Annotated in this window: 13 protein-coding genes; 4 read left to right on the top strand and 9 right to left on the bottom strand. The window is 62.7% G+C overall.

Going from position 1 to position 25,328, the window contains the following annotated elements; translation table 11 throughout:
* Window position 1: 1 nt before the first annotated feature.
* Window positions 2-370, top strand: a complete 369-nt coding sequence (locus V8689_RS12255; RefSeq protein ID WP_056784342.1) for a hypothetical protein — start codon at window positions 2-4, stop codon at window positions 368-370.
* Between the two features lie 568 nt (window positions 371-938).
* Here V8689_RS12255 and V8689_RS12250 read toward each other — a convergent pair.
* The 5 genes from V8689_RS12250 to V8689_RS12230 form a co-directional block, all read right to left on the bottom strand.
* On the bottom strand, window positions 939-2,168 hold the full coding sequence (locus V8689_RS12250) for a M20/M25/M40 family metallo-hydrolase (RefSeq protein ID WP_056784339.1): 1,230 nt from the start codon (window positions 2,166-2,168) through the stop codon (window positions 939-941).
* A gap of 48 nt (window positions 2,169-2,216) precedes the next feature.
* A complete protein-coding gene (locus tag V8689_RS12245; protein WP_056784336.1) occupies window positions 2,217-3,275 on the bottom strand; it encodes a diguanylate cyclase in 1,059 nt (352 codons plus the stop codon).
* A gap of 79 nt (window positions 3,276-3,354) precedes the next feature.
* Entirely contained in the window at window positions 3,355-3,987 is a 633-nt protein-coding gene (locus V8689_RS12240) for a LysE family translocator (RefSeq protein WP_032892247.1), read from the bottom strand.
* A gap of 69 nt (window positions 3,988-4,056) precedes the next feature.
* Window positions 4,057-4,926, bottom strand: a complete 870-nt coding sequence (locus V8689_RS12235) for a sugar phosphate isomerase/epimerase family protein (protein ID WP_056784334.1) — start codon at window positions 4,924-4,926, stop codon at window positions 4,057-4,059.
* 27 nt (window positions 4,927-4,953) lie between these two features.
* Complete coding sequence (locus V8689_RS12230; RefSeq protein ID WP_056784331.1) at window positions 4,954-5,118, bottom strand: rubredoxin; 165 nt, start codon at window positions 5,116-5,118, stop codon at window positions 4,954-4,956.
* Window positions 5,119-5,276: 158 nt separating this feature from the next.
* On the opposite strand from V8689_RS12230, the gene V8689_RS12225 reads away from it, so the two are divergent.
* Entirely contained in the window at window positions 5,277-6,707 is a 1,431-nt protein-coding gene (locus tag V8689_RS12225; protein WP_056784328.1) for a PLP-dependent aminotransferase family protein, read from the top strand.
* 519 nt (window positions 6,708-7,226) lie between these two features.
* Here the strand turns inward: V8689_RS12225 and V8689_RS12220 are convergent.
* Window positions 7,227-7,697, bottom strand: a complete 471-nt coding sequence (locus V8689_RS12220) for an Lrp/AsnC family transcriptional regulator (RefSeq protein WP_056784324.1) — start codon at window positions 7,695-7,697, stop codon at window positions 7,227-7,229.
* 123 nt (window positions 7,698-7,820) lie between these two features.
* Between V8689_RS12220 and V8689_RS12215 the strand changes: the two genes are divergently transcribed.
* Both V8689_RS12215 and V8689_RS12210 read left to right on the top strand, forming a co-directional pair.
* Window positions 7,821-9,065 (top strand): methionine gamma-lyase, encoded by a 1,245-nt coding sequence (locus V8689_RS12215; protein ID WP_060766388.1) that lies wholly within the window; start codon window positions 7,821-7,823, stop codon window positions 9,063-9,065.
* Between the two features lie 229 nt (window positions 9,066-9,294).
* A complete protein-coding gene (locus tag V8689_RS12210; RefSeq protein WP_177342995.1) occupies window positions 9,295-9,954 on the top strand; it encodes a helix-turn-helix transcriptional regulator in 660 nt (219 codons plus the stop codon).
* Between the two features lie 113 nt (window positions 9,955-10,067).
* Here the strand turns inward: V8689_RS12210 and V8689_RS12205 are convergent, their stop codons facing one another.
* The 3 genes from V8689_RS12205 to V8689_RS12195 all read right to left on the bottom strand — a co-directional run bounded on the left by V8689_RS12205 (window position 10,068) and on the right by V8689_RS12195 (window position 25,292).
* Window positions 10,068-12,026: a MacB family efflux pump subunit gene (locus V8689_RS12205; protein WP_056784319.1), complete on the bottom strand. Its 1,959-nt coding sequence runs from the start codon at window positions 12,024-12,026 to the stop codon at window positions 10,068-10,070.
* Between the two features lie 3 nt (window positions 12,027-12,029).
* Complete coding sequence (gene macA, locus V8689_RS12200) at window positions 12,030-13,181, bottom strand: macrolide transporter subunit MacA (protein ID WP_056784316.1); 1,152 nt, start codon at window positions 13,179-13,181, stop codon at window positions 12,030-12,032.
* A gap of 825 nt (window positions 13,182-14,006) precedes the next feature.
* Window positions 14,007-25,292, bottom strand: coding sequence for an amino acid adenylation domain-containing protein (locus tag V8689_RS12195; RefSeq protein WP_434520730.1), 11,286 nt, complete (start codon window positions 25,290-25,292; stop codon window positions 14,007-14,009).
* Between the last annotated feature and the right edge of the window lie 36 nt (window positions 25,293-25,328).

Here is a 25,328-nt window from a genome sequence, read left to right as displayed (position 1 = left end):
AATGAAAACGAAAGCGCCTAGTATGTCAATAATTCGCGGTTTGCTATTCACCTATGACATTGAGAACACTGACGATTTAAAGAGAGAGGAGCGGATCGCGTCTGTAGACGCGAACAACGAAAAAGAGCTCGTCGAACTTTTTAACGACCTGACCAAGCCAGAATTTTTGATATACACCAGCGCAGAGCGAGATTGGTTTATTAGTTCAATCGAACATTTCTTAGACACTGGCGATAGCTTCGATAATGTATTCAAAACCATGACAACTTATTTCAGTACTGAGATAGCTGACCAACGACAATTCATGCGAGTACTACTACGCTGCTTATATCACTACAAGCTAGAGACCGAAGCGGGCGAACGAACCTAAGCAGACACCCCCCCCCACAAAAAAGGAACGTTCTAATGAGTGGTGGAAAGAAGACCTCCAAAAAGCCAGCCTTGAAGACCCTGCCACATGGTGATTTCCACATTGAATACATCGAGGACTCAATGTGGGAGGGGGCAAGCCCTAATGCCGGTCAGTTAAAGCATCATCGTCACCTGTAGGAGCGAGCTTGCTCGCGAAAAACGTCAACGATAACGTGTGCTGCCTGAATAAACGCGGCGCCTATGATTTTTTCGCGAGCAAGCTCGCTCCTACATGCTTTAACAAACTAACATCAGGGTTTGTCAATATTTAGGATCAGCGCGGGCCAGCCAATGCATGTGCAAACGGCACCATCACAATCACCCCGGAATGCCGATCAGTCAAACGAACACAACGCTCAAATCAACAACGATCAAATGTGGGAGCTGGCTTGCCTGCGAAAGCGGTAGTGCAGTAATACATGCAGCAACTGACACACCGCCTTCGCGGGCAAGCCCGCTCCCACAGGGGATCTGCGTTTACCTGGGTGGCATTCCTCCCACATTCAAACCCGCTTCGTTCGATCTGATCAGCGCTTGGAAAGCTCCATAATCATCCGGCTCAACAGATAAACCCGCGGCGCCACACTTTCCACCTCGGCATATTCCTCCGGCGTATGAATATTGCCCCCCACTATCCCAAACCCATCCAACGTCGGCGTGCCTACCCCGGCGGACAAGCTCGCATCTGCCGCGCCGCCACTGCCTTCGATGGTCAATTTGCGTCCCAGTTCGCCATAAATCCCTTGGGCAATCGCTACCAACTTATCCGACTCGGCCGTCTGTGGCATCGGTGGCAGGCCGCGCTGCAGGCTGGTTTTCACTTCGGTTTCCGGGATCAATTTGTTGGCTGAAACCCGCGCCAGGTCTTTCTCGATCCGGTCGAACTCTTCCGGCAAGGCCGCACGCACGTCGGCCTTGGCGGTGGCTTGGTCAGGGATGACGTTGGTGCGGTCGCCAGCCTTGAGCACGGTGAAGTTGATGGTGGTTTTCTTGTCTTCGTCGCCGAGTTTGCCCAGTTGCAGGATCTGGTGCGCGGCTTCCATGGCGGCGTTGCGTCCCAGCTCCGGGGCGACGCCGGCGTGGGCGGCTTTGCCTTTGACTTCGACCACGGCGGTGGCACTGCCTTTGCGCCACACCACCAGGCCGTCGGCCGGACGGCCGGGTTCCAGGTTCAGGGTCACGTCGTGGCCCTTGGCGGTTTTACGGATCAGTTCGGAGGCGGCGTCGGAGCCGGTTTCTTCGCTGGCGTCTAGCAGGAAGGTGATCTGCGCGTAGTCCTTGAAGCCCTGGCTTTTGAGGACTTTGAGCGCGTAGATGCCCGCAACGATGCCGCCCTTGTCATCCATCACGCCGGGGCCGTAGGCGCGGCCGTCCTTGATGTGGAAGGGGCGCTCGGCAGCCGAGCCTTCCTTGAATACGGTGTCCATATGGGCCATCAGCAGGATCTTGGCCTTGCCGGTGCCTTTGAGGGTGGCGACCACATGGCTATTGTTGGCGGCTTTATCCGGCACCAATTCGATGGTGAAACCCAACTGTTTCAACTCATCCACGGCGATATCGCGCACTTGGGTCAGGCCCGGCTCGTAGCCTGAACCCGAGTCGATATTCACCAGGCGCTCCAGCAGCTTCAAGGCTTCGGCCTTGTATTGTTCGGCCTGTTGCTGGATCTGTTTATGGGGCTCGGCGCTGTAGGCCGGCAGGCTGAAAGACAAGGCCAGGGTAGCGGCCAAGAGAGTACGCGGGAAGGTGAAGAGCATGAACCGATCCTTGTTTTTTGTTGGAGGGTGCCCGTCCACCCTACCCCACTAAACCGACCGCAACCAACTGCCCTGTACCGAACTGACCCGGTTGCGCCCGCTGCTCTTGGCCTCGTACAGCGCCTGGTCGGCATCGTTGAGCCAACTGATGGAGTCGGCGTGGCTCGGCTGGTAAGGCGCCAGGCCGATGCTCAAGCTCACCCGCAGTGTCGGGTCCTGGGCGTAGGCCAAGGCGTTGAAGCGACCGCGCAGGGCCTCCATTACCTCGGTGGCACGGTTAAGGGGCATGTCTGGCAGGATCACGCAGAACTCATCGCCGCCATAGCGCCCGGCCAGGTCGGTGGTGCGCAGGTTCTGGCGCAGCACCTTGCTCAGTTGGCGCAGGACGATATCGCCGGTCACATGGCCGTAGGTGTCGTTGATGGTCTTGAAGTGGTCGATGTCGATCAACGCGATGGCGGCACCGGCCGGGCCTTGGCGGCAACGTTGAAACTCGAGGTCCAGGTGGTCCTTCCAGGCGCCGTGATTGAGCAGGCCCGACAGGCTGTCGGTGCGGCTCAAGGCCAGCAGCTCACGCTTGTGGCGAGCCAAGGTGACGGCCTGGCGGTAGCAGATCCAGCCCAGGGCCAGGGGATACAGCATCAGGATCGGCAGGCAGGCATACAGCTGGGCCTGGGTGGTCACGGCGATAAACCCGGGCGTGAACAGCAGCAGCGCGGTGCCCAGCCCCAATGCCTGCGCCGCCCAACCCGCAAACAAAAAGCGCGGCCCGCCGATGGCGACGTTGTTCATGCTCATCATCGACAAGGTGGTGACGCTGGGCAGCGGGTTGAAGTGCATTGCGCCAACCCAGAACCCACCGCAAAAGGAATCGAACAGCAGGCTGCGGCGTTCGCTGCGCAAGGTATTGGCCGAGCGCAACGAGCATTGAAAAGCCAGGTGCGGCCACACGAACGCGTTGATCAGCATCCAGGCCCACACCCACAGGGGCGGGTTCAACGGATACATGCCGAACGCCACGCACACAAAGCCGAGCGTCAGCCCCAGCAGGCGGGATTTGTACAAGCGCAAAGCGAGCGGAAGTCCTTTTCCTCCGACGGCTGGCATGGTGGGGGCGATCCTGGGTGATTGCCTGGAGTCTAACAGGGCAACGTCAAATCGCCACTACCGCTTATTGGCTAATACTTCAGTGCGAAAACCCACGTGCCAGCATCAAGGCCACGCCCAGCAGCAACACGGCTGTGATCCGCTGCAACAGCACGCGCCGCTTGGGGTTTTCCAGCACGTGCTTGATGCGCTGGCCGAAATAGCAATACAGGCAGCCGCTGGCAAATTGCAGCAGCAGGAAAGTCAGGCCAAGGATGGCAATATCCGCCGCCGAACTGTGTTCACCGGCGCCGGCAAACTGCGGGAACACGGCGCTGAACATGATGATGGTCTTGGGGTTGGAAAACCCGGTCAACAGCCCTTTGCCAAACAGGCTGCGCGCGCCCTCAACCGTGCCGGCGTTGTTGATCGACACGCCACTGCTGGTCCACTGCTTGTAGGCCAGGTAAAGAATGTAGGCCACCCCGACAAACTGGATGGTCTGGGTAATGGCGAGGTTGCCCTTGATCAACTCCGAGAAGCCCACGGCAAAGATCAGGATCGAAATCAGGTACGACACACTGGCGCCGACCTGCGCCGGGATCGAACTGCGCAGGCCGTCCTTCAAGCCCAGGCTGAGCAACAGCAGGGTCATGGGGCCCGGGCTGAAGGTCATGGTGGCGCAGAACAGCAGAAAGTAGAGAAATGAAGACAGGGTTAACGCACTTGTCATGGCCAGCACCTTGAATAAAGAGAAACAGCAGCAACAGGGCGAACGCAGCCAGCGCTCGCCCCAGGCCGATCAGGCGACGGCGATTTCGGTGGTCAGGGAGTCGCGGTACATCACTGCCAAGTCAGCCAGGGCGGCCTTGGCGGTCTGGTTGCGGGTTTCAAACGCAACCAGGCCCTTCCAGTTGGTCTCGACAATGGCCTGCAGCACATCGGCGTAGTCGCAGTTGCCGTCATGGATGCCGAAGTGCTGGTCTTGCACGCCGTTGTTGTTACTGAAGGAAATGCCCTTGATCAGGTGGTGGTATTTGCGCACCACTTCTGCCGGCAGGCCGTTCTCGATGTTGGCGTGGCCGGCATCGAGGAAGAAGTACACATTGCTGTGGGCTTGCAGGCGCTCGAACACAAAGGCGTATTCCGCTTCATGGGTAAAGATGTAGTGGAACGGCCGATAGTTGACGTAGTTGGACAGGTTTTCCAGGTAGATATCCGTGCCCTTGGCCTCGGCGTACAACGCCAGTTCCTGCACGGACTTGAGGTAATGCTCCAGGGCAACCTTCTTGGCCATCAGCACCATTTTCGGCTCGACGATGCAACCCCCGTGAATGATCAACGGCGCGCCCAGGCGGCTGGCGATGTCGATTTCCTTCTTCACGTACTCCACGGCCGCGCTACGGAAGGTTTCGACATCACTGCCCAACGGCGCCTTGAAGTTGCCGTGAAAAACCGGTTTGACTCCAGTGGCCGCGATTTGCGCCTGCAGACTCTCGATACGCGCCTCGGTCCAGTCATCGACCATTTCGCCGAACAGGCTGCCGTCGATGTACCAGTGGGTGCAGTCGCCTTCGATGGCGGTTTGCAGGCCCTTTTCGGCGCCCAGGTATTTCTGGTGGGCCACACCGGTGCAGAACGGGACGGTGGCGTTGATCAGTTTGCTGTCCATGGGACGATTCCTTTCGTGGATGGAGCGTTAAAGTTCGATGGCCATGAAATCGGCCTTGGTCACGCCGCAATCCGGGCATGCCCAGTCTTCAGGCACCTCTTCCCAAGGGGTGCCTGCGGGAATTCCGTCTTCCGGAATGCCCAGTTCTTCTACGTACATAAAACCGCAGGGTGCGCACATATAAGTCTTCATGGAAATGCAAAATCCATTGCTTAGGTGTAGGAAATTTCGCCATCTCCTGGCGAGATGGCGCGCAGTCTAGGGGACTGGCATTGCGCAAGGCAGGTAAAGTGATGCCTAATCCGGCCTAACTTCACCGGTAAAAGCACCGGCAAACACAAGGACGCGTCATGTTTGTATCTGCCATCGCTTTTGTAGAGGGCACGCCCAAGGTCCAGCAGATCGTCGAGGCGTTCAGCCACGCCATCGAAAATGGCGAATGGGCACCGGGCAGCAAACTGCCATCCGTGCGTGAACTGACCCAGATCCTCGGCGTCAGCAAGTTCACCCTCAACGAGGCACTGGACCGCCTGCGCGGTCGCCACCTGCTCACCTCAAGCCAAGGCCGCGGCTACTTCGTGGCGATGGACAGCACCCGCCCGGCCTCGGCGACCTGGGTAGACCTGTTGCCCCAAGACCTGCTCAGCGTATTGCGCCGGCCCTTGGCCACCGCCAGTGGCGAACTGCGCCCCGGTGGCGGGCACTTGCCGGAGGACTGGCTCAATGGCGAAGCGATCCGCCAAGCCATGCGCAGCGTAGTGCGCGCGCCGTCACTGCGCATCGCCGGGCTGGGCACACCGGCGGGGCTATTGCCGTTGCGCCAGGCGCTGCAACAGAAACTGCACGGCGAAGGCTTGTCGGTGCCGGTGGAACAAATCATCACCACACCCAATACCGTGCAGGGCCTGGATATGCTCATGCGCCTGCTCGCCCGCCCCGGCGACACGGTGCTGCTCGATGCACCGTGCTACTTCAACTTCCACGCCAACCTGGCGCTGCACGGCGTCAAAGTCATCACCATTGCCCGCCGCCCCGACGGCTTTGACTTCACCGCCCTCGAACAACTGCTGGCCGAACACCGCCCCAGCCTGTACCTGACCACCAGCGTGTTGCACAACCCCACCGGCCACTCCTTCAGCCCCAGCCAGGCGTTCCGCCTGCTGCAACTGACCCAGCAGTATCACTGCCACATCGTCGAGGACGACCTCTACGGCGACCTGCACCCCAACCCACCCCCACGCCTGGCCGCCGTCGCCGGGCTGGACCAGGTCACCTACCTGTCGGGTTTCTCAAAGATCCTGAGTGCCAACACCCGCGTCAGCTATGTGGTGGCCGCCCCACAACTGGCCGCCAACCTGACCAACATGAAATTGATGAGCGGCGGCGTCACCTCCGAACTGTTCGAACAGATCGTCTACCGCATGCTCAGTGAAGGCAGCTACGCCAAACACCGCAAACGCATGGTGCAGCGCCTGATGGAAGCCGGAGGGCGCGTCGAACAATGGCTCAAACGCTGCGGGTGCGAACTGCCCATGGCGTACGAAGGCGGGATGTTCATCTGGGCACGCCTGCCGCCCGGCGTAAACGGCGAACTCCTGGCCCAGGAAGCGCTGAAACGCAGCATGGTACTGGCCCCCGGCGCCCTGTTTGGCTACGACCCGGCCCACCGCGACTCAATGCGCTTCAATGTGGCACACAGCGACGAACCACGCGTGCAGCGAGTGTTCGAGGCTCTGCTGCTGCACGGTGTCGCCCAAAAAAGCAAAAGCCCCCCAACGTAACCACGATGCGAAGCGAGCAGCTCTTGATCTACCGGTAACCACGATGCGAAGCGAGCCGCTCTTGATCTTGATCTGCTTTTGATCTTAAGCGCCCCGTTAAACCACGCTGGCCGAACGCAGGCTTGAATTCGTGGGTAACCCGGCAGGACGCCGGGTTAGCCGCCCCGCGCCATGGATGGCGCGTGGCGGCGGCCCACGGATTCAAGCCTGTGTTCGGGCACACCGAGCCCAGGCGAGGTGCCGAGTGGTGGGGCAAGAGCCCTTTGGTTACTTTGGGGCTTTTCCAAAGTGACCCGCCGTCAGGGCGGAACCCTAAGTAGCCGTTACCGCAGCAATGGATATGTACCCAATCCAACTGTGTTGCCTGCCAGGCCGCCTTCGCGAGCAAGCCCGCTCCCACAGTTGGATTGTGGGGTGTCAGGTAGAGAGATGTCGGCTTTCAGGCCGTCATCGCAGGCAAGCCAGCTCCCACAGTTGGATCGTGGGGGTGTCAGTAGGTAAGGCGCCGTAAGCCCCCCGTCAACCCGGCAACGGAATCACCCGCAACGGCCGCACCGACTTGTACGAAAAACTCGAATAAATCTCCTTGACGCAGGGCAACGTCTGCAAAACCTCCCGCGCAAACTCACCAAACGACTCCAAATCCTTGGCCACCACCTCCAGCAAAAAGTCATAACGCCCCGAAACGTTATGGCACGCCACAATCTCCGGAATCGCCAACAGCCGCTGCTCGAACGCCCGAGCGATTTCCTGGGTGTGGCTCTCCATCATGATGCTGACAAACGCAGTCACCCCATAACCCAGCGCCTTGGGAGAAAGGATCGCCTGATAGCCACTGATCACCCCGCTCTCCTGCAGGGTGCGCACCCGGCGCCAGCAGGGTGACGTGGTGAGGGCCACCCGCTCGGCCAACTCGGCCACGGTCAGGCGGGCATTGCCTTGCAACGCGTTTAAAAGGGCTTTGTCCGTACGGTCCAGCTTGATGGGCATAACGTGCCTCTAATCATTATTTTTATCGATGTTTGATCCACAAACGCAGGTTTTCCCGGGCTTTTTAGCAAGGTTCATCTGTGGTTATGAGCATAGCATTGTAGGAAATAAGGAGCGCCCGACATGCACACTAAACACACCAGCTTCGGCTTTTCTACCCGTGCCATCCACCACGGCTATGACCCCGTTGACCACCACGGCGCCCTCGTCCCGCCCATCTACCTGTCTTCCACCTTCGCCTTCCCCACCGTCGAATACGGCGCCGCCTGCTTTGCCGGCGAAGCCAGCGGCCACTTCTATACGCGCATTTCCAACCCGACCCTGGCCCTGCTGGAGTCACGCATGGCCAGCCTGGAGAACGGCGAAGCCGCCGTGGCATTCAGCTCCGGTATGGGCGCGATTGCCGCGACGTTCTGGACCCTGTTGCGCCCAGGCGACGAGATCATCGTCAGCCAGACGCTCTATGGTTGTACCTTCGCCCTGCTGCACCACGGCCTGGGCGAATTTGGCATCAAGGTGCGGCATGTCGACCTGACCGACCTGGCCGCCCTGCAAGCAGCCTTCTCCCCGGCCACCCGCATGCTCTACTGCGAGACCCCGGCCAACCCCAACCTGCGCCTGATCGACATCGCCGCCGTGGCCGAGTTGGCTCATCAACAGCCGAATGTCACCGTGGTAGTCGATAACACTTACTGCACCCCCTACCTGCAACGCCCCCTGGAACTGGGCGCCGATGTGGTGGTGCACTCGGCCACCAAATACCTCAGCGGCCACGGCGACATCACCGCAGGCATCGCGGTGAGCAACCAGGCTCTGGCTCAGCGCATTCGCCTGCAAGGGCTCAAGGACTTGACCGGCGCGGTGATGTCGCCCCAGGACGCCGCGTTGTTGATGCGCGGCCTCAAGACCCTGGGCCTGCGCATGGACCGCCATTGCAGCAACGCCCAAGCGGTGGCCGAGGCGTTGCAGGCGCACCCTGCGGTGCAGTGGGTGACCTATCCCGGGCTGCGTTCTTTCCCACAGTACGAACTGGCAAACCGACAAATGAAACTGCCCGGCGGCATGATCGCCTTTGAACTCAAAGGCGGCATCGAGACCGGCCAGCGCTTCATGAACGCGCTGCAATTGTTCACCCGCGCGGTCAGCCTGGGAGATGCCGAATCACTGGCCCAACACCCGGCGAGCATGACCCACTCCACCTACACCCCCGAGCAACGGGCGCATCACGGTATCAGCGAGGGCCTGGTGCGTTTGTCGGTGGGGCTTGAAGACGTCGCCGACCTACTGGCGGATATCCAACAGGCCCTGGCCAAGTGCAGCGCTGCCAACCTGCGGCCCACCACAACAGCGGCGTATGCGATGAAATAGCGCCCAACTCCCTGGGTTATGCGGTGCCTGGGCGGCGGTCGGAAGGATCCGGCCGCTGTTCTGTCTGTTTAATGTTTTTTTTCGCAGATTGGATCCCCCTCCTTTAGCCAGCCTGTACTAGCATGTCAGCGGCGGGACGCACTATCACTGCAGGTTATTCACATTAGTTACCTTCTTAATCCCCGTCGCTATAAGGCCCAATACCTGCACGAAACTCATGGACGAATTGATGAACTCACACCTGTTCCCACAGATAGGCAAGGTCATCGCCAGCACCGGCAGCCGCCATTTCCCACGCATGCTGCATGACCTGATCCTTACCCAACTGGCAGTGGACGCCACCCATATCACCCAATTACACGTCAGCCGCGAAGGCCTTGGCCGCCGCAAGATCAGCCCGGTGTACACCGATTCGGTGGCGGCCCTGGACAGCGAGCAACTCGCCGCACAACTGCACCTCACGCGCCGCAAGGACGATGTGCGCTACGTACTGTCGGTGTATCGCTCGCACCCGTCCGAGAGTTTTTCTGCGCAAGAACGCAGCATGCTGCAGGACTTCTCCACGCTGTTGCTGCCCATGGTGGAAAAACACATCACTGCGCTGCAGCCATCGCTCCCGGACAGCCCGTCGGCAGAGCCGCAACACCAGGGCATCGACACCCTGCGCCGACGCATTCAGGAGCGCCTGGTGCAATCGGGGCTGACCTTGTCCAACCGTGAACTGGAAGTGTGCGTAGGCCTGCTGGCCGGGCGCACCGCGCCGGAGCTGGCAGAGCAACTGGCGTTGAAGGTCAACACCATCGAGAGCTACCTCAAGCGTGCGGCGATCAAGTTGGGGATCAGCGGGCGGCATTCGTTGTTGCGGTGGATGTACTCGACCGAAGACTAAGATCGTAAGATCGTTCCCACGCTCTGCGTGGGAACGGATCCCATGACGCTCTGCGTCACCGTGGACGCAGAGCGTCCACAGCGGCATTCCCACGCGGAGCGTGGGAACGATCATTAGTCCCTTGCCAGTGCTTCTATCGGGTCCAACCGCGCCGCATTCCGCGCTGGCACAAAACCGAACACAATGCCGATCAACGTCGAACAGGCAAACGCGGTAACGATCGAGCCCACCGAAAACACCATTTCCCACTCCTTCACAAACAGCGAAAACAGGTAGCCGATGGCATAGGACAACGAGATCCCGATGATCCCGCCGATCAGGCACACCATCACCGCCTCCACCAGAAACTGCTGGCGAATATCCGATTGCCGCGCCCCCACCGCCATGCGAATTCCGATCTCACGGGTGCGCTCGGTGACCGACACCAGCATGATATTCATCACGCCAATACCGCCCACCAACAAAGAAATCACCGCAATCAATGACAGCAACAGTGCCAGGGAGCGGCTGGTTTTCTGTACCGTCTGCATGATGCTGTCGAGGTTGTTGGTGAAGAAATCCTTGGTGCCATGGCGTTGCAGCATGAGCTTATTGACGTTGTCTTCCACCACCTTGCTCGGCTGGCCATCCTTGATGCGCACGGTGATGCTGTCCAGATGACGCTGGCCCAGCAGACGCCCCGCCGCGGTTTCGTAAGGCACCCACACGTTCAGGGCCTTGCTGGCGGCGAACATGTTTTTATTGTCCGCCGTCACCCCGATCACTGTGCACGGCAGGTTGCCTATCAGGATCACCTGGCCCAGCGGGTCGATGGTGGGTCCGAACAGGCGCTGGCGGGTATTGTGGTCGATCACCACCACCTGGGCCTGGCGCCGCGCATCGCTTTCGCTAAAGGCAATGCCGGCTTCAAGCTTGAGGCCCTTGACCTTGAAGTAGCGATCACTGACGCCATTGACCTGGGCATCCAGGTCGATATTGCCGTAGCGCAACAACAGGTTGCGCCCCACCACCGGCGTGGCGCTGTCCACGTAATACAGCTGGTTCAGCGCCTCCACATCCGAGGGCATCAAGGTCTCGATGGCCGAGGCGCGGCTGTCGCCAAAACTGGTGCCGGAAAAGATATCGATGGTGTTGCTGCCGATCGCCTGGATGTCCTTGAGCACATAGCGCTTGGCGCCTTCGCCGATGGCCGAGATCGACACCACCGAGGTGATGCCGATGACAATCCCGAGCATGGTCAGCAAGGTGCGCATGCGGTGGGAGATCAGCGCCACCCAGGCCATGTTGAACGCTTCCTTGAACAACCCCAGGCTCGCCACCAGGCGCCGCGCCCCGCTGCGCCTGGGCTCGACCGGCGCCTCGGCGGGCAACTCCAGGCCGACGCTGTCGTTGGCCTTGTCACTGATGATCTCGCCATCACACACCTCGACGATGCGCTGGGCGTTCGCCGCAACCTTGGGGTCGTGGGTGACGATAATCACCGTGTGCCCCGCCGCGTGCAGTTCGGCGAGGATGCGCATCACCTCCTTGCCGCTGTGGGTGTCGAGGGCGCCAGTGGGTTCGTCGGCCAGGATCACTTCACCTCCGTTCATCAAGGCCCGCGCAATACTCACCCGCTGCTGTTGCCCGCCGGACAGCTGGCTGGGCCGATGGCTGGTGTGCCCCGACAGGCCCAAGCGTGCCAGCAGTTCGCCGGCGCGGCTATGGCGCTGGCTTTGCGGGGTGCCGGCGTAGATCGCCGGCATCTCCACGTTGTGCAAAGCGCTCAGGTGCGCGAGCAAATGGTAACGCTGGAAGATAAACCCAAAGTAATCGCGCCGCAGCTCCGCCAGTTGCTCATCGCCCAGGGAGCGGGTTTCGATGCCATTGATCTTGTAGCTGCCGGCGGTGGCGTAATCCAGGCCACCGAGGATGTTCATCAGGGTTGATTTACCCGAACCGGAGGCACCGATAATCGCGAGCATTTCGCCGGCATGGATGCTCAGGTCGATGCCCTTGAGCGCAATGAATTCACGTTCGCCGGCCATGAAGCTGCGAGTGATGCCCTTGAGTTCCAACAGAGGCTGGCTCATGACTCAACTCCCCGCCACGGCAGGCGTGGCGTCGCCGATCACCACGGTGTCGCCCTCGGCCAGGCCGTCCAGGATCTGCACCTTGACGTTGTTATTGATACCGGTCTTCACCGTGCGCGCCACCGCCTTGCCCTTGGCATCCAGCACCCGCACTTCGTAGCGGCCATCGGCATTGCGCACACCCAGCGCCGCCACGGGCACCATCAGCGCGGCCTCGGCGGTGTCGAGCACGATGCGCACCTGGGCGGTCATGGCGATGCGCAGGCGGTGGTCGGGGTTGGGCACATCGAACAACGCGTTGTAAAACACTGCGGTGTTTTGCTTCGGTGTACCGGCGGTCTGGGTTTCCAGAAAGTTCTGCGGCGCCGGCTCAGTGCCGCGCAGCTTGGCGTAATAGCGCTTGTCCGCTTCACCGAGAATGGTGAAGTACACCTGCTGGCCGGGGCTGATATGAATCACATCCGCTTCCGACACCTGGGCCTTGACGGTCATGGTGTCCAGGTCCGCCAGTTTGAGCAGCACGGGCGCCAACTGGCTGGCGATCACGGTCTGGCCTTCCTGGGTGACGATGCCCACCACATCGCCGTCGATGGGCGCGTTGATGCGGGTGTAGGCCAGGTTGACCTTGGCGGTGTCGATCTGGATGTGCGCGCTTTTGATCTGCGCGTCCAGGGACAGCAGGTTGGCCTGCTGCACCTGGTAGGTCGATTCGGCGTCTTCGAAATCCTGGCGTGACACCGACTCGTCGGCCTGCAAGCCTTTGTAGCGCTCATACACGGACTTGGCCTGCTTGAGTTGCGCGGCGGTCGCGCGGCGTTGGGCCTGGAGGTTTTCTTCATCGACCTGGGCTTTGCGCAGGGTGTTCTGCAGGATCAAGGGGTCGATTTCGGCCAGCCATTGGCCCTTCTTTACCTTGTCGCCGACTTTGACTTTCAGCGACTTGAGCTGGCCGGAGACTTGGGCGCCGACGTCGACTTGTTTGACGCCCTCCAGCAGGCCGGTGGCCAATACCGCGTTTTCGATATCGCCGCGTTCGGCGGTGGCGGTGAGGTATTGGGGGGCGTCGGCGGGGGCGTTTACGGTGTAGATGGCCAGGCCGATTGCGACGGCCACTGAAGCCAGAATGCCGATTTTGCGGAATTTAGACGTTTGCATGGTTGGCTTCTTGATTGAGTACAAATGCGTGGCGAGGGAGCTTGTTGTGGGAGCTGGCTTGCCTGCGAAGACGGCCGGACAGCCGACCGGGATGTTGGATTTGACCGCGTACATATCCGTTATTTAGGTAACGGCCACTTAGGGTTCCGCTCTGACAGCGGCTCACTTTTGAAAAGCGCAAAAGTAAGCAAAACGCTCTTGCCCCACCACTCGGCACCTCGCCTAGGCTCGGTGTGCCCGTAATCCGCCAGTGATTTGGGGGGCCGCCGCCACGCGCCATCCATGGCGCGGGGCGGCTAAACCGGCATCCCTGCCGGTTTAGCCCCCAAATCCCTGTCGAATTCCGGCCAGCGTGGTTTAACGGGGCGCCTAAGATCAAGATCACAAGCAGATCAAGATCAAGAGCCGCTCGCTTCGCATCGTGGTTACCGGGGGCATGCCTGCCCCCACATTCATCTCCGAGCCCAATCGCACCACCCGGTCGGCTATAAGGCCGCCGCGCTCTGCTTTTGATCTGCAATCGCCCCGTTAAACCACGCTGGCCGAACGCAGGTTTTGCAGCGTGGGTAACCCGGCAGGACGCCGGGTTAGCCGCACTGGGCCAGGGATGGCCCATTGCGGCGGCCCACGCTGCAAAACCTGCGTTCGGGCACACCGAGCCTAGGCGAGGTGCCGAGTGGTGGGGCGAAGGCCTTTTGGTTACTTTTGGGCCTTTCCAAAAGTGACCCGCTGTCAGAGCGGAACCATAAGTGGCCGTTACCGCAGGAATGGATATGTACGCAGACAACCCCCTATTGCCCCCACATTTGGATCGGTGCACCCCCCTCAAGACACCACCTCCCCAACCCCAACAACGTCCAACCACCACCTGGCCAACCCCACAACATTCGGCGCCTTGAGCAACGTAAAGTGGTTCCCCCCGCCATACCAAACCTGCAACCCACCCCCCTGCCCTCGCCACCCCTCAACCATCACCCCCTGCTCCCGCTGGTTCCCCACCGCATCCAGCGCCGGGTCCTGCGCCAACACCAGCCGCACCACCCCGTCATACCGCCCCTGCGGCTGATACACCGTGCGCAACGCCGCCGCATAAGTACGCGCCGGCCCATCCATCGCCTCCACCGCCGCACGCGCCGGCAACAACCCCACCCTCACCATCCCCCCATGCAACGCGTGCCGCTGCGCCACCTCATCGCGCCCGGCAAAGTCCACCGCATCAATCCCCAGCGACTTACCAGCCGCCAACTGCATCGCCTCGATCAACCGCAACAATGCCGCCGTCGAGGTATAAGGCTTGCCCGCACGCCCCGGCGCCTCGCTGTCGATCACCGTCAAAGAGCCCACCTCACGCCCCATCGCCTGCAAGCGCAGCGCCATTTCCAGCGCCACCCAGCCGCCGAACGAATGCCCCACCAGATGCACCGGCCCCTCAGGGCACTCCTGTTCCAGCGCCGTCAGGTAACACTGGGCCGCCGCTTCCACCTGACTATGGGGCACCGCTTCGCCATCCAGCCCCCGCGGCTGCAAGCCATACAGCGGCCAGTCGCGCCCCAGCGCTTCGCTCAAGCCCACAAAGCCGGAGACGCTGTCTCCCGCGCCCGGCACGCAGAACACCGGCGCATAACCGGCGCGCCCGCTCTGGATACGCAGCAAGGGTGAGTGCGCCGCGCAACTCACCGGGGTGCTCGCCGCCAGCGCTTGGCTCATGGCCTGGCCAAGGCTCTGGATATGCGGCGCCTGCATCATGCTCTGGTGATCCCCCGGCACCTGCACCTGGCGCAGTTGCCCAGGCGCCAGGGCGGTGTCCCAACCCAGCGCGGCACTGCGGCGCGACAGTTCGGTGGGCCGCTGCTCGGCGCTGAACAGGTGCACCGGGATCGGCAGCGGGAACAGGCTGTAATGGGCCAAGGCATGCCCATGCCCGACTTCCCGTTGCAAAAAACTCAACAGGTCGGCGTCCGTCGCCGCTGCCATTTGCGCGTATAGCAAACCTTGATCGCGACAGCGTTGCAGCAGAGCCGCAATGTCCAGCTGTCCAAGGCCTGCCTCCAGTTGGTCCAGGCTCGCCAGCTCATCCACACCTCCTTGTGCCTTCCAATAGGCCGTGCACTGCAACAACAAATGCCGCTTGAGGGCATCCGGCCCGCTCCAGCGCGCCTTGCCCTGGTCGGTCATGCGCGGCACGTAGCTGTCGATCAAGCCGAGAAACGCTACGGCCTCATCCTGCCCCAGCAACTGCATGGCAACTTCATAGGCCAGCACACCACCAAAGGACCACCCCGCCAGCCGGTAAGGGCCGTGGGGCTGGATCTGGCGAATCAGCCCGACCATGCGCGCAGCCAGGCCTTCCATGCTGTCCAGATGCGCCTCGCCCAGCGCCAGGCCCGGCAGGCCATAAATCGGGTAATCGCCAGGCAGATGCTGGCCCAGCGCCGGGAAGTACACGTCCATGCCACTGAACTCATGCACCAGGAATAACGGTGCCTGCGACCCACGGCTGCGCACTGTGATCACCGCCGTCTCAGGCAGCGCATCGTCACCGCGCAGGCGCAGCAGCGCCGCGACCGAGGCCACGCTGGCATGCTCGAACAGTTCGGCCAACGACACCGGCAACCCGGCCTCGTCCAGCCGATTGACCAGGCGAATCGCCAACAAGGAATGCCCGCCCAGTTCGAAGAAACTGTCATGGCGCCCCACCTGCTCAAGCTTCAACACCTCGGCCCACAGCTGGGCCAAGGTCTGTTCCAGCGCATCGACCGGTGCTTCAAATACGCCGCTGGCCGAAGCGTCCCACGTGGGCACCGGCAGGGCTTTGCGATCGACCTTGCCATTGGCCGTCAACGGCAGTTGCTCCAGTGCCACAAAGGCCGACGGCACCATGTAGGCCGGCAAGTGCGCCTGCAGATAAGCACGCACCGGCTCGATGCCGAGCGGCTCGCCCGCCCAGGTAAAATAGGCCACCAAGCGTTTGTCCCCCGGCACGTCTTCGCGGGCCAGCACCACCCCTTCGCGGATGCCGGCGAATGTGGCCAAGCGTGCTTCGATCTCACCCAGCTCAATGCGAAAGCCACGGATCTTCACTTGGTCGTCATTACGCCCGATGCACTCCAGCAGGCCGTCTGCGCTCCAGCGTCCGAGGTCGCCGGTGCGGTACAGCCAGGCGCCTGGATTGAACGGGTTCTGCACGAACTTTTCCGCCGTCAACTCAGGACGGTTCAGGTAGCCCTGGGCGACACCGTCGCCGCCGATGCAGATTTCACCGGTCGCCCCCACGGGCAGCAACTGCAACTGCGCATCCAGTACGTAGACCTGCGTATTGGAAATGGGTCGCCCTACCGGCACGCTGTCGGCATCAGCGGTAAGCGCGTGCACTTCATAAGTGGTGGCGTAGGTGGTGGTTTCGGTCGGCCCGTAGCAATGCACCAGGCGCAGCTCTGGGGCTAATGCCAGCAGGTTGCGGAACGCCGCCGGGTCGGCACGCTCGCCGCCGCACAGCAAAATACGCAAGCCGGCCAGGGCCTGGGGAATCAGTTGCACGTACTGGTTGAACAGCGCCGTGGTGACGAACAGCACCGTCACTTTCTCAAGTGCCGCGCCAAACGCCAGCGGGTCGAGCAAGGTGGCGTGGTCGATCACCTGCACCTGACCGCCGTTGAGCAATGCCCCCCACACATCCATGGTGCTGGCATCGAACGCCGGGTTCGAGGCGAAGGCCACGCGGTCATGGGGATTGAAATCGGCGTAGCCGTTGTTGAGCACCAGGCGCGTGATGCCACGGTGCGGCACCAATACGCCTTTGGGCATGCCGGTGGAGCCGGAGGTGTACATGATGTACGCCACGTTCTGCGTAGACTGCGGCAGGCTCGGGTTGTGCTCGGGGTGTGAGTCGAGGGCCAGGGTGTCCAGGTCCAGGCGCTGCACCGCGCTCTCCACGCTGCAGTCGCTGCCGGTCAACAGCCAGGCGGCGCCACTGTCTTGCAGCATGAAGCCCTGGCGTTCGGCCGGCGCGTTGATGTCCAGCGGTACATAGGCGGCGGCGCATTTGAGAATCGCCAGTTGGCTGACCAACAAAGCCACTGAGCGTGGCAGCAGGATCGCCACGTTATCGCCGGGGCACACACCCAGGCCGAGCAGGTGATGGGCCAGGCGGTTGGCGCGGCGGTTGAGTTCGCCGTAGCTCACCCGTTGCTCGCCGTGCAGCACCGCCACCGCGTCGGGGCGCGCCTGGGCCTGGGCTTCGAACAGGTGTTGCACGCTGCGATCACGGGGGAACGCGCGGGCCGTGGCGTTGAAGCCCTCAAGCAGTTGCTGGCGTTCGGCCTGGGGCAGGATCGACAAGCCATTGAGCGTGATGTCGCTGCGCGCTTCCAGTGCCTGTACCACCTGCGCCAAGGCGTTATGCAGGTAGTCGCCCAAGCGCCGGGCCCCCTGCCCCATGGTCGTGAGGCTGAAACCTTCACCCAAGTCATCCACGCTCACCGACACGCCGTAGTGGGTGTGTTCCTCGGTCTTGAGCACCTCGATCCCCTGCCACGCCTCGGCCACGCCCCCGGCCTGGGGCGCGCTGTGGCGGTAGTTGAACAGCACGCTGAACAACGGCGTGGCCATCGGTACGCCGCTGCAACGCTGGGCCAGCGCCAAGGGCGCGTGTTCATGGCTGAGCAGTTGGGTCAGGCGCCCATGGGTGGCGCGCAGCGCGGTCAGTACCGAGTGTTCACCCAGGTCGACCCGCAGCGGCAAGGTATTGATAAACACCCCCATGGCGCGCTCGGCGCCTTCGCCACCTTGCAGGCGGCCGAGCATCACCGTGCCGAACACCACCTGTTCACGGCCGCAGACCGTGCCCAGCACATGGGCCCAGGCCAGGTGCATGAGGCTGGCGGCGCTGACGCCGGCTTGACGCGCCTGAGTGCGCAGGCGCCGACTCAACCCCAGGTCGAGACTCACATTCACGCGCTCATCGGCGCCCAGGTGCGGTACGTCGGTGGGTTCGTCGACCTCAGCGAGCATCTCGCGGAAAAACGTCGCGTGGTCCTCAGCACCCAGACGGGTCTGGGCCACGTAGTTGCGGTACGGCACGGGCGCGGCCAAGGTATCTTGCGTGCCCAACAGGAAGGCCTGCATGTCGTGTTGCAGGATGTCCAGGGCGATGTGGTCCATCACCAGATGGTGGAACAGCAACGTCGCCACTACCCGTTGTGGTTCCTCGGCATACACCACGCGCATCAGGGGTGCCTGGCCGAGGTCCAAGCGTGGCGGCAGCGGGCCGCTTTCAACGCTTAATGAAGCGGTGCGCCACACCACCTGCACCGGTTCCTCCAGCCCGTCCCAATGAAAGGATGAACGCAGAATGTCATGGCGCTGGATCACCGCCTGCAAGGCATGGGCGAAGGCGTCCAGGCGCAGGCGGCTATCGAAGGCAAACTGCGCCTGCAGCACATAGGCATCGTCACCTTGCACGGCGCGATGCTGATACAGGATGCCGGCCTGCAAAGGTGCCAGCGGGTAAATATCCTGCACATTCGCCGCGCCGCCGGGGATGCTGGCGACGATGCGTTCGATGGCAGCGGGGTCCAGGGTGATCAGCGCAAGCATGTCCGGGGTAATCCGCGTGCAATCGGTCGCAATGCGATTGGCCGGCACCGCCACTTCACGCCCACCGCCCAAGGCCGCAGCCAAAGCCGACAAGGTCGGTTGGCCAAACAGCACTTTCACATCCGCCGACAAGCCCAGGCGGCGCATGCGCCCCATCAGGCTGACCGCCAGCAAGGAGTGGCCACCCAATTCAAAAAAATTATCGTGCCGGCCCACGCGCTCCACGTTGAGCAATTCGGCCCACAGCGCGGCCAGGGTGATTTCCGTATCCCCCACGGGCGCTTCATAGTCGCGCACGCTCAACGCGTCCAGGCCCGGCGCCGGCAGTGCCTTGCGGTCGAGCTTGCCGTTGGGGCTCAGCGGCAGCGCTTGAAGGTGCATAAAGCTCGTCGGCAGCATGAATTCCGGCAGGTGTTGCAGCAGATGGGCGCGCAGGCTTTCGACGTCGCTCGGCACGCCGGTGTAGTAAGCAATCAGGCGCTGCTCGCGGGCGATCACGGCAGCTTCCTGCACCGCCGGATGCTCGCTCAGGCGCGCCTGGATTTCCCCCAGTTCGATGCGCAGGCCACGGATTTTCACCTGGTCATCATTGCGCCCCAGGTACTCCAGCGTGCCGTCGGGCAAGTAGCGGCCCACGTCACCGGTGCGGTACATGCGCCCTGGGGTGAACGGGTCGTCGAGGAAGCGTTCGGCGGTGAGCTCAGGGCGGTTGAGGTAACCCCGCGCCACCTGTACACCCGCGATGAACAATTCACCGACCACCCCCAACGGCACCGGCTGCAAGTGTCCGTCCAGCACATACAGGCGCGTATTGGCAATCGGCTTGCCGATGGGCGTGTTATCCGGCACTACGGCACCCGCGCAGTCCCATGCGGTGACATCCACCGCCGCTTCGGTGGGGCCATACAGGTTGTACAAGCCAACCTCGGGCAACTGCTGTTTGAAGCGCCGTACCAGGCTGCCCGGCAGCGCTTCGCCGCTGCACATCACCCGCACCAGCCCGGCGGCCTGGCTGACATCGCCGTGGGCCAGGAACACGTCGAGCATCGACGGCACAAAATGCAGCGTTGTGACCCGCTCGGCCTCGATCACCTGGCACAGGTAGTCAGGGTCTTTATGCCCGCCCGGGCGCGCCATGACCAGGCGTGCGCCAGTGCACAGCGGCCAGAAGAACTCCCACACCGACACGTCGAAGCTGAACGGGGTTTTCTGCAAGACCGTATCGCTGGCGGTCAGCCCGTATTCATCTTGCATCCACAGCAGGCGGTTGACCACCCCAGGGTGTTCGTTGATCACGCCCTTGGGCTGGCCGGTGGAGCCGGAGGTGTAGATCACGTAGGCCGCCACGCTGGCCGCCTGCGGGTTATGGGTGGGCTGGTGCTGCCAGGTGGGTGAATCGAGGTTTACCACCGGAACGTCGCCCAGTAACGCGAGTGTGGTGGACTGGCCCAGCACTACCGTCGGCGCGCTGTCGTGGAGCATGTAGGCGATGCGTTCCAGCGGGTAGGCCGGGTCCAGCGGCACATAGGCGGCACCGGCCTTGAGGATCGCGTACAGGCCGATGACCATGTCCAGGCCACGCTCCACGCAGATCGCCACCCGCGCCTGGGGCTGCACACCCAGCGCTTGCAGATGATGGGCCAGCTGGTTGGCACGCGTGTTCAGTTCGGCATAGCTCAGTTGCTGCTCGCCCGCCTTCAGGGCAATGGCATGGGGCGTGCGCAGCACCTGGGCTTCAAACATGCCGTGCAGGGTCTGGTCGAGGTTGTAGCTAACGGCGGTAGCGTTGAAATCCACCAGCAGTTGCCGACGCTCGCGCGCGTCTACCAGAGGCACGTGCGCCAGCACCGCCTGATCGTTATCGACCATGGCCTGCAACACGCGGGTGAAGTAGCCGACGTAACGCTGCATCGTCGATTCGTCAAACAGGGCCACGGTATATTCCAGCGCACCGAGAATGCTGCCCTGCACTTCCCCCAGGTTCAGCGACAGGTCGAACTTGGCGAAATGGCTGTGCTCGACAATGCTCTCCAGGGCCAGGTCATCCAGGGCCAGAGTCGGCGCGTTGCTGTCCTGCCAGCTCAGCAAGGTCTGGAACAGCGGGCTGTGGGCCAGGCTGCGTGGCGGTCGGGTGATTTCCACCACCTGTTCGAAGGGCAAGTCCTGATGGGCCTGGGCTTGCAGCGTCAGCGCCTTGACCCGCGCCAGCAACGCCTCGGTGCTCAGCTCGCCTGAGGTGTCGATACGCAGCGCCAGGGTGTTGACGAACAGGCCAATCAGCCCTTCGACTTCGGTGCGCATGCGGTTGGCCACCGGCGTGCCGATCACCAACTCGGGCTGTCCGGACAAGCGCGCTAACAGCAAAGCCCAGGCGCTCATCAAGGTCATGTACAAGGTGGTGCCGTGGCGTTGGCTCAAGGCCTTGAGCCCGGCGGTGAGGCGTTCATCCAGGCGCACCTCGACACTGCTGCCAGCGTAGTCCTGCTGCGCCGGGCGCGGGCGGTCGGTGGGCAAGGTCAGCAACGCCGGCGCACCGGCCAACGCCTGTTGCCAATAGCTGCTTTGGCGTTGCAGCACCTCGCCGCTCAGCCACAGGCGTTGCCACACGGCAAAGTCGGCGTACTGGATCGGCAAGGGTGGCAACGGGTCGGCGTGGCCGTGGCTGAAGGCTTGGTACAGCGCCATCAGCTCGCGAGTCAGCACGCCCATGGACCAGCCGTCGGAGACGATATGGTGCAGGGTCAGCAACAGCACATGGTGATCATCGGCCATCACCACCAGGCGCCCGCGCAGCAACGGGCCGCGTTCAAGGTCGAACGGCGCCGAAGCTTCGCCGTGGATCAGCGCGTCCAGGGCCTGTTGCGGCTGCGGGTGGCGCCGCAGGTCCTGCACTTGCAGCGCCAACACCTCTTCGGCCGGCACGACCAGCACCTGGGCCTGGTCACCCTGCTGGGCGAAGCGGCTGCGCAGAGTTTCATGCCGCGCCACAATGCGCGCCAGGGCCCGTTGCAGCGCCTGCACATGCAACTGCCCACGCAACCGCAGGCCGATGGGAATGTTGTAGGCGGTGTTGGCCCCTTCCATCAACGCCAGGAACCACAGGCGTTGCTGGGCGAAGGACAGCGGCACGTCATCATCACGGTTGGCCGGCAAGATATCCGGCAAGGTGCTGCGACCGGCCTGGGCCAGTACCTCGGCGACCGCCGCCAGTTCGGCGTTGGCAAACAGGTCGCCCAGTGCCAATTCGACGCCCAGCCGCTGGCGCACCTGGGACACCATGCGCATGGCCAGCAGCGAATGCCCGCCCAGCTCAAAGAAATGGTCGTAACGCCCCACACGCTGCACCTGCAACACCTCGGCCCAGATCTGCGCCAGCACGGTTTCGATTTCGCCCTGGGGCACGGCGTACTCACGGGTAAATACCGCGGCCATGTCCGGCGCTGGCAGAGCCTTGCGGTCGAGTTTGCCATTGGCGGTCAGTGGCAGTGCGTCGAGCTTCATGAACGCGACGGGCACCATGTAGTCCGGCAGATGCGCCACCAGGTGGGCGCGAATTTCGGCCAGCGTCAGCGGGTCCCGTTGCGGATTTTCGGTGAAATAGGCCACCAGCCGCTCTTCACGCACCACTGCCACCGATTCCAAAATGCCGGGCAATTGGTTGAGCTGGGTTTCGATTTCTCCCAGTTCGATGCGCACGCCACGGATTTTCACCTGGTCATCGTTGCGCCCCAGGTAGTCGAGCGTGCCGTCCGGCAACCAGCGCACCAGGTCGCCGGTGCGGTACATGCGCCCCGCATTGAACGGGTCGCGCACGAAACGCTCGGCGGTCAGTTCCGGGCGGTTGAGGTAACCGCGTGCCACGCCCTTGCCGCCCACGTACAACTCCCCCGCCACCCCCAGCGGCACCGGGCGCTGGTGGGGGTCGAGCACGTAGATCTTGGCATTGGCGATGGGCTTGCCGATATGCAACGGCTGGCCCGCCTCGACTTTGCCGGAAGTGGCCACCACCGTGGCTTCGGTGGGCCCGTAGTTGTTGATCAGCTCAAAGCGCTGCGCCCGCCCGAACTGGCGCAAGCGGTCGCCACCGACCAGCAAGGTGCGCAAGGTCGGGTGCTCGATGTTCTGGCTGAAGGCGTATTCCGCCACCGGCGTCGGCAGAAAGCTCACGTCCAACGGCTGCGCGCACCACCAGGCCAGCAGTGCGTCGATATCTTCGCCGCCCTCATGGGCCGTTGGCAGGTGCAGGGTGGCGCCCACACACAGCGCCGGCCACACTTCCCAGGCCATCGCGTCAAAGCCGAAACCGGCCACACTGGCGGTGTGCCGGCCGGCGCGCAAGTCGAAGGCGCTGCAATGCCAGTCCACCAGGTTGGCGACCGTGTGGTGTTCCACCATCACCCCTTTGGGCAAGCCGGTGGAGCCGGAGGTGTAGATCACATAGGCCAGGTTCGTCGGGCCCACGGCGATGGTGGGGTTGCTCGCCGAGTGGTGCTGCCAGGTGAAGCGGTCCAGGTTGATCACCGGCACTTCCAGGGCCGGCAGGCGCTCCAGTAATGCGTGTTGGGTGAGTACGGCTACCGGCGCACTGTCGCTGAGCAGATAGTGGAGGCGCTCGGCCGGGTGGGACGGGTCCACCGGCACATAACCGGCGCCGGCCTTGAGAATCGCCAGCAACCCGGCCAGGGTGTCAAGGCCGCGCCGCGCCACAATGGCCACGCGGTCGTCAGGCTTGACCCCCAATGCCAGCAGATGATGGGCCAGCAGGTTGGCTTGCTGGTTCAGTTCGCCGTAAGTCAGCTGCCGGCCCTGATGCACCGCGGCGATGGCGTCCGGCGTGAGCGCAGCCTGGGCTTCGACGCGGCCATGCAGGGTGGTGCCTTGTGGGAAGACGGTCTGGGTGGTGTTGAACTGTTCCAGCAGCAAGCGCTGTTCGGCAGCGGGCACCACCGAGAGTTGGTCGAGCGCGGTATGGGGGGCCTGTTCCAGTGCGCTCACCAGGTTTTCCAACGCGGCGTGCAGGTAGGCGCAGACGCGCTGAGGGTCAACCAGGGCGCTGGCCAGCACACTCAGGCCGAAGCCCTCGCCCAGGTCGTCCACGCTCAGGGTCAACGGGTAGTTGGTGCGTTCCTCAGCGCGCAGCGCGGTGATGCCGTGCCAGGCCGACACCGCCTCGGCACTGGCGGCGGGCGCGCTGTGGCGATAGTTGAGCAGCGCGCTGAACAACGGCGTCGGCGCGAGCACGCCACTGCAACGCTGGGCCAGCGCCAAGGCCGCGTGTTCATGGCGCAGCAAGGTGGTCAGGCGTGCGTGGGTGGCCTTGACGGCGGTGCGCACGTCCTGGGCGTCCACGTCCACGCGAAACGGCAAGGTATTGATGAAGATACCCAGGGCGCGGTCGGTGTCATGGCTGCCCTGCATGCGCCCCATCAATACGGTGCCGAACACCACCTGAGCCTTGCCGGCCAACACCCCCAGCACCTGGGCCCAACCCAAATGAAACAGGCTGGCTGCGCTCACACCCAGTTGGCGCGCCTGTACGCGCAAACGCTGGGCCAGTGCCGGCGCCAATGGCAGGCTGACTTCAGCAATGGCGCGCGCATCGCCTTGCACATCCTGCAAACCGAACGGCAAGGTAGGCTCGCTGATATCGCCGAGCATTTGCCGGAAGAAACGTTCGTGCTCCTGCTCACTGATTCCCAGCCGCGCCTGCGCTACATAGTTGCGAAACGGCACGGCCTGGCCGAGGGCCGCGCCCTGCCCCAACAGGCACGCCTGCATTTCGTGGCACACCACGTCCAGGGCGCTGTGGTCGAGCGCCATGTGATGGAACAACAGGGTGGCGACGATGCGCTGGTTGGCCGGGTCTTCAGCGCGCACCAGGCGCATTAACGGCGCCTGGGTGACGTCGAGGCGGTAGTGGCGGGCATCAAACCGGTCATGCAGTTGCGCGGCAATATCGCCGTCGGCCGGGTCCAGCCTCAAGGCTTGCACCGGCAGGCGTGCCTGGCGCCACACCACTTGCGAGGGTTGCGCCAGGCCATCCCAGACCACCCCGGTACGCAAGATGTCGTGACGGTCCATCACCCGTTGCAGCGCCTGGGCAAACGCATCGAAACGCGCCAGGGTGTCAAAGGCGAACTGCGACTGCATCACATAGGGGTCGCCCTGCTCGGCACTCACATGGTGGAACAGAATGCCTTCCTGCAACGGCGCCAGCGGGTAGATGTCGTGGATATTCGCCACGCCGCCCTGCACCGTGGCGACAATGCGCTCGATCTCGTCCTGGCTCAGGGTCGACAGGGTCAGCATCTGGGGAGTGATGCGCTCGGCAGTGGCCGGGATGCCATTGGCCGGCACCTGCACCTCACCGGCCTTGGTCGCGGTGTATTCACCGGCCTTGATCAGTTCGATCAGCGCCGGCTTGTGTTCACGCAAGGCGGCCAAGATCGCCGGGTCGCTCAAGGCGTGCTTGTTGCCGTTCACCGACAACTGCTCGCCCTTGAGCGCCAGTTGCACATCCTTGGTTTTCAGGGTTGCCAGCAGCTCGAGGAT

Source organism: Pseudomonas sp. AK181, assembly GCF_051122975.1.
Lineage (GTDB): Bacteria > Pseudomonadota > Gammaproteobacteria > Pseudomonadales > Pseudomonadaceae > Aquipseudomonas > Aquipseudomonas lactis.
Note: the sequence above shows the minus strand (reverse complement) of the source record. Positions and strands in the feature narration are given on the sequence as shown.

What these genes read in the sequence shown, in the direction of transcription:
- V8689_RS12255 (WP_056784342.1), top strand. Translation starts at nt 2, where the DNA reads ATGAAAACGAAAGCGCCTAGTATGTCAATAATTCGCGGTTTGCTATTC.
- V8689_RS12250 (WP_056784339.1), bottom strand. Translation starts at nt 2,168, where the DNA reads ATGCTCTTCACCTTCCCGCGTACTCTCTTGGCCGCTACCCTGGCCTTG.
- V8689_RS12245 (WP_056784336.1), bottom strand. Translation starts at nt 3,275, where the DNA reads ATGCCAGCCGTCGGAGGAAAAGGACTTCCGCTCGCTTTGCGCTTGTAC.
- V8689_RS12240 (WP_032892247.1), bottom strand. Translation starts at nt 3,987, where the DNA reads ATGACAAGTGCGTTAACCCTGTCTTCATTTCTCTACTTTCTGCTGTTC.
- V8689_RS12235 (WP_056784334.1), bottom strand. Translation starts at nt 4,926, where the DNA reads ATGGACAGCAAACTGATCAACGCCACCGTCCCGTTCTGCACCGGTGTG.
- V8689_RS12230 (WP_056784331.1), bottom strand. Translation starts at nt 5,118, where the DNA reads ATGAAGACTTATATGTGCGCACCCTGCGGTTTTATGTACGTAGAAGAA.
- V8689_RS12225 (WP_056784328.1), top strand. Translation starts at nt 5,277, where the DNA reads ATGTTTGTATCTGCCATCGCTTTTGTAGAGGGCACGCCCAAGGTCCAG.
- V8689_RS12220 (WP_056784324.1), bottom strand. Translation starts at nt 7,697, where the DNA reads ATGCCCATCAAGCTGGACCGTACGGACAAAGCCCTTTTAAACGCGTTG.
- V8689_RS12215 (WP_060766388.1), top strand. Translation starts at nt 7,821, where the DNA reads ATGCACACTAAACACACCAGCTTCGGCTTTTCTACCCGTGCCATCCAC.
- V8689_RS12210 (WP_177342995.1), top strand. Translation starts at nt 9,295, where the DNA reads ATGAACTCACACCTGTTCCCACAGATAGGCAAGGTCATCGCCAGCACC.
- V8689_RS12205 (WP_056784319.1), bottom strand. Translation starts at nt 12,026, where the DNA reads ATGAGCCAGCCTCTGTTGGAACTCAAGGGCATCACTCGCAGCTTCATG.
- macA (WP_056784316.1), bottom strand. Translation starts at nt 13,181, where the DNA reads ATGCAAACGTCTAAATTCCGCAAAATCGGCATTCTGGCTTCAGTGGCC.